This is a genomic window from Xanthobacter sp. ZOL 2024, from assembly GCF_052932325.1.
On record NZ_CM128808.1, the window covers coordinates 2,041,945 to 2,057,209 of the forward strand.

At 69.9% G+C, this 15,265-nt stretch carries 12 protein-coding genes; 3 read left to right on the forward strand and 9 right to left on the reverse strand.

What is annotated here, in order from left to right; genetic code table 11:
• Nucleotides 1–56: 56 nt before the first annotated feature.
• Nucleotides 57–1,631 (reverse strand): efflux transporter outer membrane subunit, encoded by a 1,575-nt coding sequence (locus ACU4E7_RS09470; RefSeq protein WP_443267858.1) that lies wholly within the window; start codon nt 1,629–1,631, stop codon nt 57–59.
• 308 nt (nt 1,632–1,939) lie between these two features.
• Here ACU4E7_RS09470 and ACU4E7_RS09475 point away from each other — a divergent pair, with 308 nt between their 5' ends.
• Nucleotides 1,940–2,503 (forward strand): TetR/AcrR family transcriptional regulator, encoded by a 564-nt coding sequence (locus ACU4E7_RS09475; protein ID WP_447021362.1) that lies wholly within the window; start codon nt 1,940–1,942, stop codon nt 2,501–2,503.
• A gap of 9 nt (nt 2,504–2,512) precedes the next feature.
• Here the strand turns inward: ACU4E7_RS09475 and murD are convergent, their stop codons facing one another.
• Nucleotides 2,513–4,075: a UDP-N-acetylmuramoyl-L-alanine--D-glutamate ligase gene (murD, locus tag ACU4E7_RS09480; RefSeq protein ID WP_447021612.1), complete on the reverse strand. Its 1,563-nt coding sequence runs from the start codon at nt 4,073–4,075 to the stop codon at nt 2,513–2,515.
• A 253-nt stretch (nt 4,076–4,328) separates the two neighbouring features.
• Here murD and ACU4E7_RS09485 point away from each other — a divergent pair, with 253 nt between their 5' ends.
• Entirely contained in the window at nt 4,329–4,547 is a 219-nt protein-coding gene (locus ACU4E7_RS09485; RefSeq protein WP_238123636.1) for a YgaP family membrane protein, read from the forward strand.
• 83 nt (nt 4,548–4,630) lie between these two features.
• Here the strand turns inward: ACU4E7_RS09485 and mraY are convergent, their stop codons facing one another.
• The 7 genes from mraY to ACU4E7_RS09520 all read right to left on the reverse strand — a co-directional run bounded on the left by mraY (nt 4,631) and on the right by ACU4E7_RS09520 (nt 12,837).
• On the reverse strand, nt 4,631–5,716 hold the full coding sequence (mraY, locus tag ACU4E7_RS09490; RefSeq protein ID WP_238123635.1) for a phospho-N-acetylmuramoyl-pentapeptide-transferase: 1,086 nt from the start codon (nt 5,714–5,716) through the stop codon (nt 4,631–4,633).
• A 3-nt stretch (nt 5,717–5,719) separates the two neighbouring features.
• Entirely contained in the window at nt 5,720–7,162 is a 1,443-nt protein-coding gene (locus tag ACU4E7_RS09495) for a UDP-N-acetylmuramoylalanyl-D-glutamyl-2,6-diaminopimelate--D-alanyl-D-alanine ligase (protein WP_447021363.1), read from the reverse strand.
• Nucleotides 7,159–8,640: a UDP-N-acetylmuramoyl-L-alanyl-D-glutamate--2,6-diaminopimelate ligase gene (locus ACU4E7_RS09500; RefSeq protein WP_447021364.1), complete on the reverse strand. Its 1,482-nt coding sequence runs from the start codon at nt 8,638–8,640 to the stop codon at nt 7,159–7,161. The genes ACU4E7_RS09495 and ACU4E7_RS09500 overlap by 4 nt, the downstream gene beginning before the upstream one ends.
• Nucleotides 8,641–8,717: 77 nt before the next feature.
• Complete coding sequence (locus tag ACU4E7_RS09505) at nt 8,718–10,496, reverse strand: peptidoglycan D,D-transpeptidase FtsI family protein (RefSeq protein WP_443267900.1); 1,779 nt, start codon at nt 10,494–10,496, stop codon at nt 8,718–8,720.
• Between the two features lie 199 nt (nt 10,497–10,695).
• Nucleotides 10,696–11,325 carry a cell division protein FtsL gene (ftsL, locus tag ACU4E7_RS09510; RefSeq protein WP_447021365.1) on the reverse strand — a complete coding sequence of 210 codons (630 nt, stop codon included), beginning with the start codon at nt 11,323–11,325 and terminating at the stop codon, nt 10,696–10,698.
• 4 nt (nt 11,326–11,329) lie between these two features.
• Nucleotides 11,330–12,367: a 16S rRNA (cytosine(1402)-N(4))-methyltransferase RsmH gene (gene rsmH / locus ACU4E7_RS09515; protein WP_447021366.1), complete on the reverse strand. Its 1,038-nt coding sequence runs from the start codon at nt 12,365–12,367 to the stop codon at nt 11,330–11,332.
• Nucleotides 12,364–12,837 (reverse strand): division/cell wall cluster transcriptional repressor MraZ, encoded by a 474-nt coding sequence (locus tag ACU4E7_RS09520; RefSeq protein WP_238123630.1) that lies wholly within the window; start codon nt 12,835–12,837, stop codon nt 12,364–12,366. Before ACU4E7_RS09520 ends, rsmH begins: the two co-directional genes overlap by 4 nt.
• A gap of 273 nt (nt 12,838–13,110) precedes the next feature.
• Here ACU4E7_RS09520 and ACU4E7_RS09525 point away from each other — a divergent pair, with 273 nt between their 5' ends.
• Nucleotides 13,111–15,258: a CHASE2 domain-containing protein gene (locus ACU4E7_RS09525; RefSeq protein WP_447021367.1), complete on the forward strand. Its 2,148-nt coding sequence runs from the start codon at nt 13,111–13,113 to the stop codon at nt 15,256–15,258.
• The last annotated feature ends 7 nt before the right edge of the window (nt 15,259–15,265 follow it).

The window sequence follows — 15,265 nt, forward strand, 5'->3', positions numbered from 1 at the left end:
CAGGCAGGGCAGGCAGCGCGGACGCGCGCGGGGGCAGGAGAGAGGTCACGGGCGTCTCACGGTTGAAGGGCTGAGAAATGGGGGCCGGTGTTCTCATCCACCACGGCGGGGGTCATCACCTCCACGTCGCCGTCCCATCCGCCGCCCAGCGCCTTGTTGAGGGCAATATAATCGGTGGCCATGGCCACCCGGCTCTGCAGCAGGGAATCCTCTGCTGAATAGAGCGAGCGCTCCGCATCCAGCACGTCCAGGAAGCTGGTGGAGCCGTTCTGGTAAAGGGTGCGCGACAGGCGGGTGGCGTCCCGGTAGGAGGCGGCCGATTCGGCGAGCTTGCCGGACTTGATGCGCTCCTGGGTGAGGGAGACCACCGCATTCTCCACATCCTCCAGCGCCGTCAGGATGGCCGCATGGTAGGCGAGGAACGACTGGTCGCGCTGGGCGGCGGCGATATCCACGGCAGCTTTGAGCTGCCCGCCGGTGAACACCGGCACGGTCAGGCTGGGCCCGTAGGACCAGCTGATGGAGGAGCCGCGGGCGAGATCACCGAGCTTGGTGCCCTGGGTGGTGAGATTGCCGGTGAGGCTGACGGCGGGATAGCGGTTGGCCTCCGCCTGGCCCACCAGGGCGGTGGATTGGCCGAGCGTCCGCTCAGCCTGGCGCACGTCCGGCCGGTTGCGCAGCACGTCGGCCGGCACCCCCTTCGCCACCCGCAGGCGGGGGCTGGGAATGGCGCCGCCACGGCTGAGCTGCGCGGTGAGGGCGCCGGGGGGCTGGCCGGTCAGAACGCTCAGGCGATGGACGCTCTGGGCGAGGGCGGCGCGCAGCTCCGGCACGTTGGCTTCGGTGGAGGCGGCGAGCCCGGCGGCATTGGCGACATCCATGGCGCTGGCGCCGCCGGCCGCGAGCTTGGTGCGGGTCAGGGCCTCGGTCTCGCGCTGGGAGGCGGCGGTGCGCTGGGCAAGGGCCATGCGGGCCTGGTAGCCGCGCGCCTCCACATAATTGGAGGCGATGTCGCCCACCAGGGTCAGCAGCGTGCCGCGCAGCTCGTCCTCTGCCGCCTGCATGGCGTATTTGGAGGCTTCCACCCCGCGCCGGTTGGCGCCGAACAGGTCCAGCTCCCAACTGGCGTCGAAGCCGGCCTGGTATTGGGTGTAGAGGCCGCCGACGGTGACGTCGCCGCCACTGGACACACGTGACCCATTGTCGCCGCGAGTCGCCGATGCGGAGCCGTCCACCTGCGGGAACAGGCCGCCCACCTGCTGGCGATAGGTGGCGCGGGCCTCGCGGATCTTGGCCTTGGCGGTGGCCACGTCGAGGTTGCCATCCACCGCCTGGGCGATCAGGGCGTTCAGGGTGCGGTCGTTGAGGCGCTCCCACCAATGGGCGAGCTGGGGCGGTGCCGGCTCCTTGCGCTGGTGCTGCTGATCGCTCCAGCGCGCCGGCAGGTCGAAGGCGGGGGTCACATAGTCCGGCCCCACGGCGCAGGCGGAGGTGCTCAAGGCAAGAGCGAGCGCCACGAGCGTCCCGATCCGCCGGTCGACGGCGAAGCACAGGCGTGGAGAGAAGGGCGCTTGAAGCGCGCGAAGATCGACGAACCGGCTCAAAGGGCCCTCACCGGCGCACAGGCGCATGCGCCGCCATGCCGGGTGGCAGGGAGACGGAACCAGGGAAACGTTTGGGCCAAAGCCTCCGCCCTGCGGCCGTGACCAATAGGAGGCAGTGTATTGGCACGTGAAACTCGATAAGAAGCGCTATTTAAGAAACTGCTCATTACCCTTATAATCGGTAAACGAAACTGTCAATGTGGAGGAACTGCATGTCCGGGGCCGAGGCTGTCAAGGCGCGCCCCTTGAATGAGAGCCATTCCAGTTCCGGGGGAGACCCTCGCCATCGCGGCCGGCCAAAAGGGCAGGCGGATGGCGCACGGCGCACGCACGTCGTGCAGCTGGCCCATCACCTTTTCGTGTCCGAGGGCTATGGCGGCACCACCATGGACGCGGTGGCGGCGCGATGCCGCATGTCGAAGCGCACCCTCTACCGGCTCTTTCCCGGCAAGGTGGAGCTGTTCGCCGCGGTGGTGGACGCGCACCGCCAGAGCATGCTGGCCCTGCCCGGCAATTATGACCACCTGCCGCTGGCCGCCGCGCTGGAGGCGATCTTCCGTATCGACATCACGCCGGAGGAGGAGCGCGATCGCCAGGCCCTGCTGCGCCTGGTGATGATCGAGGGCGTTCATTTCCCCGAATTGCGGGAGATCCTCGGCCGTTGCGGGGGCGAGCCCTCGCGCGCGGCGCTGGCGGACTGGCTGCGCGGACGGGCGGAGGCCGGCGAGATCCTCTGCGACGACGCCCCGGCCATGGCCGGTCTTCTGATGGACATGGTGTTCGGCGCCGCTTTACCGAAGGCGCATGGTCGATTGGAATGGGCCGGTGGCGCCGCGCAGCGGGAGCATCTGCGCCGCTGCGTCGGTGTGTTCCTGAACGGTGTCGTGCCGCGCGGTTGAACGGCCGGCTCAGCCGTGGTGCGCTGGCCCCTTCGGGTGGCCAGCGGGGGCCCCGTGGGGGGAGGCGCCGTGGCCGGGCATGCCGTGGGGTGACGTGCCGTGGGGCGACATCCCCCCGCCATGGGGATGGCCGCCGCCCGCCGGCGGCTTCTGGGCGGCTGGGGGTGTCGCCCGTGGCTTCAGCTCCACGTCGGGGAGTTGGCCCACCAGCTGGCAAAAGACGTCGCCGCGCACCTCGAAATTGGGAAACTGATCGAAGCTGGCGCAGGCGGGGGAGAGCAGCACCACCGGATGGGGCAGGCAGGAGCTTGCAGCATCGGCCGCGGCGGCGGCGACCGCCTTGTCGAGGGTGCCGACGCGGTCATGGGCGACCCGGCCGCCCAGGGTCTCGGCGAAGGCGTCCGCCGCCTCGCCGATGAGATAGGCCTTGGCGATGCGGTCGAAGAAAGGTGCCAGCGGGGTGATGCCGCCGGCCTTGGGCTTGCCGCCGGCGATCCAGAAGATGTGCTCGAAACTGGTCAGCGCCCGCTCGGTGGCGTCGGCATTGGTGGCCTTGCTGTCGTTCACGAACAGCACGTCGCCCTGGGTGCCCACCTGCTCCATGCGATGGGCGAGGCCGGGAAAACGCGTCATGGCCACGGCGATCACTTCGGGCGCAACGCCCACGGCCCGGGCCGCCGCATAGGCGGCGGCGGCGTTCTGGGCGTTGTGCACGCCGCGCAGGGAGCCGATGCCGCCAAGGTTGAGGCGGAAGCGCTCGGCGCCACCTTCCGACACCACCAGGGTCTCGCCCTCGCGCCAGATCCCATCGGCGAGCGGACGGCGCATGGACAGGCGCACCACGTGCTTGCCGGCCCGCTCGGCCCGGTCCGCCATGGCGGCGGAGAAATCGTCGTCCACGCCCACCACCGCGGTGCCACCGCCTTCCACGCCGGTGACGAGCCGTTCCTTGATGGCGGCGTACTTCTCGAGGGTGCCGTGGCGATCGAGATGGTCCGGGGTGATGTTGAGCATCACGCCCACGGAGGGGTCGAGGCTGGGGGCAAGGTCGATCTGGTAGGACGAGCACTCCACCACATGCACCCGGCCGATCTTGGGCGGGGCGAGGGAGAGGAGGGCGGTGCCGATATTCCCGCCCATCTGCACATCGCGCCCGGCCACCCGCAGGATATGGGTGATGAGGGCGGTGGTGGTGCTCTTGCCGTTGGTGCCGGTGATGGCGATGAAGGGTGAGCGGCGGGCGATGGCATGGCGCTCGCGGCAGAACAACTCCACGTCGCCGATCACTTCCACCCCGGCGGCGCGGGCGAGATCCACCGACCAGTGCGGCCTGGGATGGGTCAGCGGCACGCCGGGGGAGAGCACCAGCGCCTGCACCGGTGTCCAATCGATGGCGCGCAGGTCCTGCACGGTGATGCCCGCTTCGCCGGCCTTGCGCCGCGCGGCTTCGGAATCGTCATGGGCGATCACCCGGGCGCCGCCGGCGACCAGCGCCTGCGCGGTGGCCAGGCCCGAGCCGCCGAGCCCGAAAAGGGCGACGGTCTGGTCCTTGAGCACGGTGACGGGCGTGATGGGGTGTGGAGGGCTGGCAGGAGCAGTGCTGGCGTGCGACGTCATGGCGGGCAATGTCTCGCTGAAGGCAATGGAAGCCGGCGGGCCAATCTCGCGCCTGCTCTAGCCCTCCAGGTCTCGGGAGGGAAGAGGGTTGGCGCCCTGTCGCGACCATTGGACTGTCCGCGACACAGTGACCGTAGGAAAATCCCGAGATTGACATGATCACACATTAAAAACATTGAATGTATGATCCGATGATCGGGAGGCGACGATGACAGCGAATGTGGGTGGGATCGACCGGGTGTTGAGGTTCGTGGTGGGGATCATCCTGCTGCTGGTGCCGTTCTTCGGCGGCAGCGTTCCCGCTTTGGCCGGGCTCGGCAACTGGGCATGGCTGATCGGCGCGGTGGGTCTGGTGATGCTGCTCACCGCCATTTTCCGCTTCTGCCCGGCCTATGTGCCGTTGGGCATCAAGACCTGCGGGAAGTGAACGCGCCGTGGCAGGTGCCGTGTCAGGTGCCGCGGCCAGCGTGAAGGCGCCCGGCGGAGCTGCTCCGCCGGGCCTTTTCTTGATCAGCGCAGCTTCAGGGTGGCGAGGCCGACGAGGGCCAGCACCACGGCGATGATCCAGAAGCGGATCACCACCTGCGGCTCGGTCCAGCCGAGCTGCTCGAAATGGTGGTGGATGGGCGCCATCTTGAACACGCGCTTGCCGGTGAGCTTGAACGAGGCCACCTGGACGATCACCGACACCGCTTCCAGCACGAACAGGCCGCCCACCACCGCGAGCACGATCTCGTGCTTGGTGGCCACCGCCACGGTGCCGAGCAGGCCGCCCAGAGCCAGCGAGCCGGTGTCGCCCATGAACACCTGGGCCGGCGGCGCATTGAACCACAGGAAGCCGAGGCCGGCCCCCATCACCGCGCCGCAGATCACCGCCAGCTCACCGACGCCGACCACGTAGTGGATCTGCAGGTAATCGGCGAACACCACGTTGCCCGAGAGATAGGCGATGAGGCCGAACGTGCCGGCCGCGATCATCACCGGCACGATGGCGAGGCCGTCGAGCCCGTCGGTCAGGTTCACCGCATTGCCCGCGGCGACGATGACGAAGCCGCCGAAGAACACGAAGAACACGCCGAGATCGAGCAGCAGGTCCTTGAAGAAGGGGAACGACACCGCCGTGGCGAGGCCCGGCTTGCCCACATTCATGATGACCACGACGGCCACCCCGGCGATGACGGCCTCAATGGCGAGACGGGCCTTGCCCGACAGGCCGTTGTGGGTCTGCTTGGTGACTTTCAGGTAGTCGTCATAAAAGCCGATCATGCCGAAGCCGAGGGTCACCAGCAGCACCACCCACACATAGGGGTTGGCAAGGTTCGACCACAGCAGCGTCGCCACCACGATGCCCGAGAGGATCATCAGGCCGCCCATGGTGGGCGTGCCCTTCTTAGTGAGCAGATGCGACTGGGGGCCATCGGTGCGGATGGGCTGGCCCTTGCCCTGCTTCAGCCTCAGGGTGGAAATCATGGACGGGCCGAACAGGAACACGAACAGAAGCGCCGTCACCACCGATCCGCCGGTGCGGAAGGTGATGTAGCGGAAGACGTTGAAGGCGGAGAACGACTGGTGGAGTTCGGCTAGCCATTGCAGCATGGGTCATCCCTCGAGGAGCGCGTCCTCGCTCGTACGGAAGCGTTCGGAAAGGCTCTTCACCAGCGGTCCCATGCGGCTGCCGTTGGAGCCCTTCACCATCAGCGTGTCGCCGGCGCGCAGCGCCGCCGCCACCATGGGTTCGAGATGGCTGGCATGGGCGGCATAGCCGCCACGGCGCTCGCTCGGCAGCTTCTCCCACAGGGCATGCATCAGCGGCCCGCAGCAGAACACCTGGTCGATACGACCCTGGATGAGCGGTTCGGCGAGGCCCGCATGCATGGCGGCGGCGTCCTCGCCCAGCTCCAGCATGTCGCCGAGCACGGCGATGCGCCGGCCGCGCGGCCCCACCGGGGTGCGGCTCAGCACGTCGATGGCCGCCCGCATGGAGGCCGGGTTGGCGTTATAGCTCTCGTCCAGCAGGGTGGCGGTGCCGCCCTTGAGCGTCAGGGTCACCGGCACGCCGCGTCCGGGCGGCGGCTTGAGGCGGGACAGGGCGAGGGCCGCCAGCGCCAGGTCGGCCCCCACCAGCTTGGTCGCCGCCAGCACCGCCAGCATGTTTTGAACGATGTGGCGGCCCGGCACGGAGACCTTGAGGGTCACGTCGGTGCCCATCACGTCCACCACCGCCACCGAGCAGGATGGCTGCAGCGCCACCGTCTTTAGCCGCACGTCGGCGCCGGCGCTCTCGCCGAAGGTGACGATGCGCGACACGCCCTTGGCCAGAGCGGAGGCCTTCAGGCGCTCGAACAGGGGATTGTCGAGGTTGAGGACGGCCGTGCCGGCCGGCTCCAGGCCGTCGAAGATCTCGGCCTTGGCGTCGGCGATCTCCTCGATGCCGGAGAATTGGGCGATGTGCACCGGTTCCACCGTGGTGATGATGGCCACATGGGGCCGCACCAGCTTCACCAGCGGGGTGATCTCGCCGGGATGGTTCATGCCGATCTCGAACACGCCGTAGCGCGCCTCGCGGGGCAGCCGGGCGAGGGAGAGGGGCACCCCCCAGTGATTGTTGTAGGAGGCGGCCGAGGCGTGGGTCTCGCCATCGGCGCCCAGCGCCAGGCGCAGCGCCTCCTTGGTGGTGGTCTTGCCCACCGAGCCGGTGACCGCGACGATCCCCGCCCCCGAGCGGGCGCGGGCGGCGCCGGCAAGGTCGCGCAGGGCGGCGAGCACGTCGTCCACCAGCAGCAGCGGCGCCTCGGCGCCGAAGCGCTCCGCTTTGCTTTTCTCCACCACCGCGACGGCGGCACCGGCCCTCAGCGCCGTTTCCACATAATCATGGCCATCGGAATTCTCGCCGGCGATGGCGAAGAAGGCGTCGCCTGGGCTGAGGGTCCGGCTGTCGATGGAGATGCCGGTCACCCCATCGGCGGTGAACGCCCGGGGGGTGGCCGCCATGGCGGTCGTCATTTCATCGCGGCCGTAGAGACGTCGCGCACCGCTGCTCATGCCCGCACCTCCGTCAAAGCGGCGAGAACTTCCGCCGCATCCGAGAATGGATGTGTGCGGTCGCCGATGATTTGGCCCGTTTCGTGGCCTTTTCCCGCCACCACCAGCGCATCCCCCGCTTCCATCATGGCGATGGCGGTATGGATGGCCTCCCGGCGGTCGCCGATCTCGCGGGCGCCGGGGGCGGCGGCGAGGATCTCGGCGCGGATGGCGGCCGGGGCCTCGCTGCGGGGATTGTCGTCGGTGACGATCACCACATCGGCCTTTTCGGTGGCAATGGCGCCCATGATGGGGCGCTTGCCCCGGTCGCGGTCACCGCCACAGCCGAACACCACCATGAGCCGCCCCTTCACCGCCCCCCGTAGGGTGTCGAGCACCGCTGCCAGCGCCTCGGGCTTGTGGGCATAGTCCACGAACACCGGCCGGGCGGGATCGTCGCCGATCCGCTCCAGCCGCCCCGGCACCCCCTTCAGGGTGGTGAGGGCGCCGAGGGCGGCGTCGCGATCGGCACCGCAGGCGATGGCAAGGCCGGCGGCCACCAGCGCATTGTCGGCCTGGAACCGCCCTGCCAGCGGCAGCAGGATCTCGTCGCCGCCGCCAAAGCGGATGCGCTGGCCGCCGCCCTCTGGGGTAATGTCCAGCACCTCGATGGTGGCGCCGGCGAAATCGTCGCCGAAGGAGAGGGTGCGCAGGCCCCGCGTCTCGGCCCAGGCGAGGGCGGTGGCTGCATAGGGGGCGTCCAAGACACCCACGGCGGTGGCGTCGGGTGGCAGAAGCTCGGTGAACAGCCGCAGCTTGGCCTTGAAATAGGCTTCCACAGTGGGGTGGTAGTCCAGATGGTCGCGGCCGAGATTGGTGAAGGCCCCGGCGGTGAGGCGCACGCCGTCCAACCGGCGCTGGTCGAGCCCGTGGGAGGAGGCTTCCAGCGCCATATGGGTGATGCCTTCCCCCGCCAGCCGGTCGAGGGTGGCGTGCAGGTCCACCGGATCGGGCGTGGTGAGGCTGCCATAGGTGGCGGCATCCGGCGTCACCACGCCGATGGTGCCGAGATAGGCGGCCCGATGGCCGAGGGTCTCCCAGATCTGCCGCAGGAAATACGCGACGGAGGTCTTGCCGGCGGTGCCGGTGACGGCGGCGATCACCGCCGGCTGGCGGGCATGCAGCCGCGCCGCGGCCAGGGCGAGGGAGCGGCGCACATCGAGCGAGAAGGCGAACGCCACATGGGCGTAGGAGCCGCCGGCGGGCGGCGCGGGCAGCGGCGCCACTGGCTCCAGCAGCACGGCGGTGGCGCCCCGGGCCACCGCATCGGCGATGAAGCGGGCGCCGTCCGCATGGGTGCCGGGGATGGCGACGAACAAGAAGCCCGGCTTCACCTTGCGGCTGTCGGAGGTCACCCCCTCGATGCGCTGCGCGGCGGCGTGGGGCGCGAGAATGTGGGCGTGGCCGCCGAGAAGGGATCCGAGGGTGTGGTGTGTCATCGGATCTCCTCATGGCACCGGCGTGGGGCCGGGATCAAGGGTTGTTGCCGCGCGGGCGGCACAACGGGAGCGGCGCATCAGCGGCTGGCCGTCACCTTCTGTCCGGCGTTGCGCAGCATTTCCTCGGCCGAGGGCAGGTTCTGGCGCGGCGGCACGCCGAGCATGGGGGCGATGCGCTCCACCACCTTGCCGGCGGTGGGCGCCGCGTTCCAGCCGGAGGTGGCGAAGCCATAGGTTTCCGGGGTGGCCTTGGGCTCGTCCAGCATGATGAGCACGAGATATTGCGGCCGGTCCATGGGGAAGATGGCGGTGAACGAGGTGAGCAGCTTGTGCTTGGCATATCGCCCGTTCACCACTTTCTCGGCGGTGCCGGTCTTGCCGCCGACCATGTAGCCGGCGATGTCGGCCTTCTTGGCGGTGCCCTTCTCGGCGTTGAGGCGCATGATGTAGCGCATCTTGTCCGAGGTTTCAGTCTTCAGCACCTTGGTTCCCAGCTTCTGCGCCTCTTCCTGGTTGCGCTTGATGAAGGTGGGCGGGATGAGATAGCCGCCGTTGACCATGGAATTGACCGCCATGACGGCCTGCAGCGGCGCCACGGACAGGCCGTGGCCGAAGGCGATGGTGGCCGAGCTCAGCTCGCCCCAGTTCTTCGGCACGATGGGCAGCGAGCTTTCCGGCAGCTCGGTGCGCAGGCGGTCGAGCTGGCCCATCTTCCGCAGGAACGCCTTGTGGGCCTCGACCCCCAGAGACAGCACCATCTTGGCGGTGCCGATGTTGGAGGAGACGAGGAAGATCTCAGGCACGCTCAGAACCCGGTTCTCGGCGTGATAGTCGGAGATCTTGAAGCGGCCGAAATGCAGAGCGCTGCGGGCATCGAACGACGAGTTGAGGCCGATCTTGCCGCTGTCCAGTGCCATGGCGAAGGACATGGCCTTGAAGGTGGAGCCCATCTCGTAGACGCCGGTGGTGAGGCGGTTGAGATAGGCGTCGTCAGCCGGGTTGCCGGGCACGTTGGGATCGAAATCCGGCAACGAGACCATGGAGACAATCTCGCCGGTGTTGACGTCGGTGACCACGGCCATGGCGTGCAGGGCGGAGAACTTCTCCTTCGCCTTCATCAGCTCGTCGCGCACCGCATGCTGCACCCGCATGTCGATGGAAAGCTGCACGGGCTCCTGCTGGCGGTCGGTGGCGAACCCGGCCATGTGCAGGTCGGACAGGCCGCGTCCGTCGATCCATTTCTCGATGCCGGCGATGCCCTGGTTGTCCACGTTCACGCCGCCGATCACGTGCGACAGGATGGGGCCATCGGGATAGATGCGGCGGTTCTCCCGGAGGAAGCCGATACCCGGCAGGCCGAGCCGGTAGATGGCGCGCTGCTGGGTCGGGGTGATCTCCCGCTTCAGCCAGGCGAAGCCCTTGCCGGAGTTGAGCCGCTTGCGGGTCTCTTCCACATCGAGGTCGGGCAGGATCTTGAGCAGGCCCTCCAGCGCCTCGTCGGGATCGATGAGGCGGCGCGGCTCGGCGAACAGCGACGGCGACTTCACGTCGATGGCGATGATATCGCCATTGCGATCGACGATGTCCGGCCGCGCCGAGGAGACGGCGTCGGACCCGCGCCCGCGGGTGGCGCCGGGATCGGAGGTGAGCGCGAGATGGGTGAGCTGGGCGCCGATGGCGGCGAACACCAGGCAGAAGGCCCCCATCACCAGCCGGATGCGGCTGCGCCCGACGGCCTCGGCGGAGCCGCGATCAAGGCCGAACAGGCCGCGCACGAACCCGCGTCCGCTGCGATAGGCCAGCCCGCCCACGTCGGCGAATAGGCGCGCCAGCAGGCGGCCGAGGCCCAGGAGCATCGCCAGCAGCAGGGCGCCGAAGCGGCCGGCGCCGCGGGCGACGCCGCGTCCGGCGAGGATCAGGAGGCCGTTGAGGGCGTCGGTGAGGCTGGCGTCCGATGCGGGCCTGGCGACGCGGCCGTCAGGGTCGGCGGCGTTCGGTTCGGGCGCGGACGGGTCGGGGGGCAGCTGGGACGTGGGCTTGGACATGGGGACCTCGTCAACGTCCACTGAGGAAACCGTTGAAGAACGTGCGCACCGCATCGGGCGCCTGGGCGGGCTCGGCGGCAGCGACGGGCGCGGCGACCGGCGGCAGGACGGCCGACGGGGGCGCCGGGCGCGGGGGCGCGACGGGGCGGGCCTGCGAGGGTCGGGGCGCCAGCGCCGTGTTGGCGGGCACGGTGAGCGGCTTGGAGGGCGGCGGCCTCAGGGCGGACGCGGCCGGCGCCGTACTACCCGTCGCGCCGCTGCCCGGCGCCGTGGGGGTCACCGGTCCGCGGCTGACGGAAGAGGTGACGAGCGGTGCGTCTTCCAGCGCCTCGATGATGCCGCCGATACCGTCGTTGCCGCTGCTCGGACGCTCCGGCAGGCTGGCGAGATCGGAGATGGAATCGACGTCGAGCCGCTTCAGGTCCAGGTGGCGCTCCACCAGGCCCTGTATGTACATGGGAGAGGTGCGACGGGCCCATTCCGCCTTCAGCACGCCGATAACCTCGCGCTCCTTGCGGATCTGGCTGCGCAGGGTGGCGAGCCGCTCGGCCTCGGCGGTGGACGCGTATTTGAGCTGGTACACCACCGCTGCGGTGATCAGCAGCGCGCCGACCATCACGATGTTGGCGACACGAAACATTCTTTCAACGTCTCCGCCCATGCCGTTGCGGTGAGGGGGCGGGAAGAAGCCCCATCAAGTCACCGCCCGGATGCGCCGGAGCGTTCGTACGTTCGGCCGCGCGAAGCTTCGCGGACCTGGCGCGCGGATTGTCTGCCACTTCGTCGGGACCGGGCTCCACCGCACCCTTCGCCACGAGGCGGAAGGCGGGTTCCGGTCCTTCTCCGAGCGGCAGATGGCGCGACGCGGACGGTGCCTTTACCCTGTTTGCCAGAAAAGTCTTAACGATCCTGTCTTCCAGGGAATGGAAGGTCACAACCACCAGTCGACCACCCGGCTTCAGCACCCGCTCGGCCGCCGCCAAGGCGTCCACCAGCTCCTGCAGCTCCTCGTTCACGGCGATGCGCAGGGCCTGGAAGGTGCGGGTGGCGGGGTGGATCTCCCCCGGCTTCGCCCACACCACCCGGGCGACGATCTCGGCCAGTTGGGTGGTGCGGGTGATGGGGGCCTCGGCGCGGGCCTTGACGATGGCGCGGGCGATGGCGCGCGAGTGCCGCTCCTCGCCGAAGGTCCACAGGATATGGGCGAGGCGCACCTCGTCGAGGCTGGCCACCACGTCGGCGGCGGAAAGCCCATCGCCGCCCATGCGCATGTCGAGGGGACCGTCGCGGCGGAAAGAGAAGCCGCGCTCCGCCTCGTCGATCTGCATGGACGACACGCCGATGTCCAGCACCACGCCGTCGAGGGGCGTGAAGCCTTCCTGCTCCGCCAGAGCGTCGAGTTCGGAAAAGCGCCCTTCCACCAGCCGCAGGCGGCCGCCGGAGGCGGCGACCAGGGCCTGGCCGCCGGCGATGGCGGTGGGGTCGCGGTCGAGCGCGAGCACCCGGCAGTCGGCGGCCTTGAGGATGGCGCCGGTATAGCCCCCCGCGCCGAAGGTGCCGTCCACATAGGTGCCGGCGTCCTTCGGCGCGAGATGCGCGAGAACCTCACGGAGCATCACCGGGAGATGACGGGCCGGTCCGCCTACGGCGTCGGTGGGGCCGACCCCGTGGCCCGTCGTCATTCTGTGTTGCCCCCTGGGTTCGCGGCTCGGGAGCCGATGGCCCGGCGCAGCTCGCGCACCCTTTGGGTGGCCTCCGCGAGATGCGCCTTCAGCCGCTCCGGTTCCCAGATGCGGAATTTGTGCCCGAGCCCCACGAACGCCACCTGATCGGTGATGCCGGCGTGGGCCTTGAGTGTTTCGGTCAGCACCACCCGGCCTTCCGGATCGATGCGTAATGTCTCGCTGGTGCCGTAGAGCGCGGCGGCCAGCTCCTCGCGTTCCTCGGAATAGGGCGGGTAGCGGTCGATCAGCGCGTCGATCTCGCCGATCAGCCGGTTGCCGCCCGCATCCAGCGCGGGCTCGGCGAGGCTCGGGTGGCAGTACAGGCCCTCCGCGCCATCCTTGGCGAGCACCGTCCGATACGGTGCCGGGATGGAAACCCGGCCCTTGGCGTCGAGGCGCATCGTGTAGGTGGACACGAAGCGGTCCATAGGAGCGCTCCTCGGCGCCGGGGTGCCTTCAGGTACAGCGGGCAGCTCTTGCGAGAACGCGCCCGGCGACGGCGGGAGCCGTCCGACATGTTCTTGGGTAAGAATGGGCTAACATGGGAAAACATGGGCGTCAATGGAATCGGGCGGGCGGAGGACCCGCTGGTGGCGCCAGTCCGACCGGTGATGGGCCTCTGCCGTGGGGGTACAAGAGGCGCGGCTTTGGCTAGGATGGCGCCTGTCGCCGCGCGGCGTTCGGATGGGGATGAGCGCACCATGGGTTCCCGCCTCTATTGGCTCGCCACCCTTGGTGCGCTGCTCGCCGGCCTGGCGCTGCTGGTGCTGGAACCGGCGGTCATGAGCGATGTCCGCAACGACCTGTTCGATGCCTATCAGCGGGCCGATCCGCCGCCGTTCGACGCCGACCTGCCGGTGCGCATCGTCGACATTGACGACGCCGCCCTTGCCCGCGTCGGCCAATGGCCCTGGCCGCGGACCACTCTGGCGCGGCTGGTGGACCAGCTTGCGGCAGCGGGTGCGGCGGTCGTCGCCTTCGACATGGTGTTCGCCGAGCCCGACCGGCTCGATCCCGCCCGGATCGCCGCCGAGCTGCCGGCGGAGATCCGGGCGCGCCTTGCGGCGCTGCTGGCCGACCGGGAGCCGAGCGACGCCCGTCTCGCCCGCGCCTTCGCCGCTGTGCCCACGGTGTTGGGGGCGGTGCTGACGCAGGGGCCGGGCGGCACCTATCCGGTCAAATGGGGGCTCGCCGTCGCCGGCGACGACCCAGTGGCCCAGCTGCCGCATTTTTCCGGCGCGGTGGCGCCCCTGCCGGAGCTGGCCCAGGCGGCGGCCGGCATCGGCGCCCTCAACTGGCTGCCGGATCGCGACCAGGTGGTGCGGCGGGTGCCGCTGCTGCTCGATCTCGATGGACGCCTGGTGCCCGGCCTTGCCGCCGAGGCGCTGCGGGTGGCGCAGGGCGCGTCCACTTATCTGGTGCGGGCCACCGGGGCGAGTGGGGAGAGCGCGTTCGGCGCCGCGCGGGGCCTCGTCTCCGTGCGCATCGGCGCTTTCACCATCCCCACCGATGCGGCGGGGGCGGTGCGGGTGCGGTTCGGGGCCAGCGATCCGCGCCGTTTCGTCTCCGCCGCCGATGTGCTGGAGGGACACCTCGCCGCCGATGCGATGGCCGGCCGGATCGTGCTGGTGGGCACCAGCGCCGCCGGCCTCAAGGACACCCGCGCCACCCCCATTGCCACCGCGCTGCCGGGGGTGGAGGTGCAGGCCCAACTCCTGGAGCACATGCTGCGCGGCGCCCGGCTGGTGCGGCCCGATTGGGCCCGGGGGGCGGAGCTGGCGCTGGCGGCGCTGCTCGGCCTTGGCCTCGCTTTGGCGTTGCCCCGGGTGCCGGCGCTGGCCGCCGGGGCCGGCGTCGCGCTGGTGCTGGGGGCGCTGGCGGCCGGCTCCTGGCTGGCGTTCCGCCGCGCCGACCTGCTGCTCGATCCCATGGGGCCGGCGGCGACCGCCCTCCTGGTCTATGGCGTGGGCGTGCTGGCGCTCTATCGGCAGGAGCAGCGGCAGAAGGCGTGGGTGCGCGCGGTGTTCGGCCGGTTCGTGGCGCCGGCGGTGGTGGCCAGGCTCGCCGAAGCGCCCGACCGGCTGGCCCTGGGCGGCGAGACCCGCGAGCTCACCATCCTGTTCTGCGACTTGAGGGATTTCACCACTTTGTCGGAGACCCTGGACGCCCAGGCGCTCACCCGCTTCATGAACGCCTATCTCACCCCCATGAGTGAGGTGGTGCTGGCCCATGGTGGCACCATCGACAAATATATCGGCGACGCCATTATGGCATTTTGGAACGCGCCGCTGGACGAGCCCGCCCATGCCCGCAAGGCGGCTCTGTGCGCCCTTGCGCTGGTGCGCCGGCTGGAGGCGCTCAACGCCGACTGGCGGGCGGCGGCGGAGCGGGAGGGGCGGGTGTGGCGGCCGGTGCGCTGCGGCGTGGGCCTCGCCACCGGGCCCTGCTGCGTGGGCAATCTCGGCTCTGAGCAGCGGCTCGAATATTCCTGCCTCGGCGACGACGTGAACCTCGCCTCCCGCATCGAGGGGGCCACCAAGGGCTTTTACACCGACATCCTGGTGTCGGAGGCAACCCGGGCCGCCGCCAGCGGCCTCGCCTTCCTGGAGGCCGGAGCGCTGACCCTGAAGGGCAAGGCCAAGCCGAGCCGGCTGTTTCTGCTGGCCGGAGATGCGGCGTTCGCCAGCTCCGAAGGGTTCCGCCTTTTGGCCCAGCGCCACCGGCACCTGCTGGCGACGCAGGCGGCGGGCGAGCGCGCCGCCGTACGGGCGCTGGCCGCCGAGCTGGCGCGGAGCGCGCCCGAGCGGCTGCGGCCCTTCTATGAAGGCTATGGGGACCGGAGCGCCTGAGGCGCCC

Excerpts from the sequence above, each read along its gene's own strand:
- ACU4E7_RS09470 (WP_443267858.1), bottom strand. The coding sequence starts at position 1,631 with ATGCGCCTGTGCGCCGGTGAGGGCCCTTTGAGCCGGTTCGTCGATCTT.
- ACU4E7_RS09485 (WP_238123636.1), top strand. The coding sequence starts at position 4,329 with ATGACAGCGAATGTGGGTGGGATCGACCGGGTGTTGAGGTTCGTGGTG.
- mraY (WP_238123635.1), bottom strand. The coding sequence starts at position 5,716 with ATGCTGCAATGGCTAGCCGAACTCCACCAGTCGTTCTCCGCCTTCAAC.
- ACU4E7_RS09495 (WP_447021363.1), bottom strand. The coding sequence starts at position 7,162 with ATGAGCAGCGGTGCGCGACGTCTCTACGGCCGCGATGAAATGACGACC.
- ACU4E7_RS09500 (WP_447021364.1), bottom strand. The coding sequence starts at position 8,640 with ATGACACACCACACCCTCGGATCCCTTCTCGGCGGCCACGCCCACATT.
- ACU4E7_RS09505 (WP_443267900.1), bottom strand. The coding sequence starts at position 10,496 with ATGCTCCTGGGCCTCGGCCGCCTGCTGGCGCGCCTATTCGCCGACGTG.
- ftsL (WP_447021365.1), bottom strand. The coding sequence starts at position 11,325 with ATGTTTCGTGTCGCCAACATCGTGATGGTCGGCGCGCTGCTGATCACC.
- rsmH (WP_447021366.1), bottom strand. The coding sequence starts at position 12,367 with ATGACGACGGGCCACGGGGTCGGCCCCACCGACGCCGTAGGCGGACCG.
- ACU4E7_RS09520 (WP_238123630.1), bottom strand. The coding sequence starts at position 12,837 with ATGGACCGCTTCGTGTCCACCTACACGATGCGCCTCGACGCCAAGGGC.
- ACU4E7_RS09525 (WP_447021367.1), top strand. The coding sequence starts at position 13,111 with ATGGGTTCCCGCCTCTATTGGCTCGCCACCCTTGGTGCGCTGCTCGCC.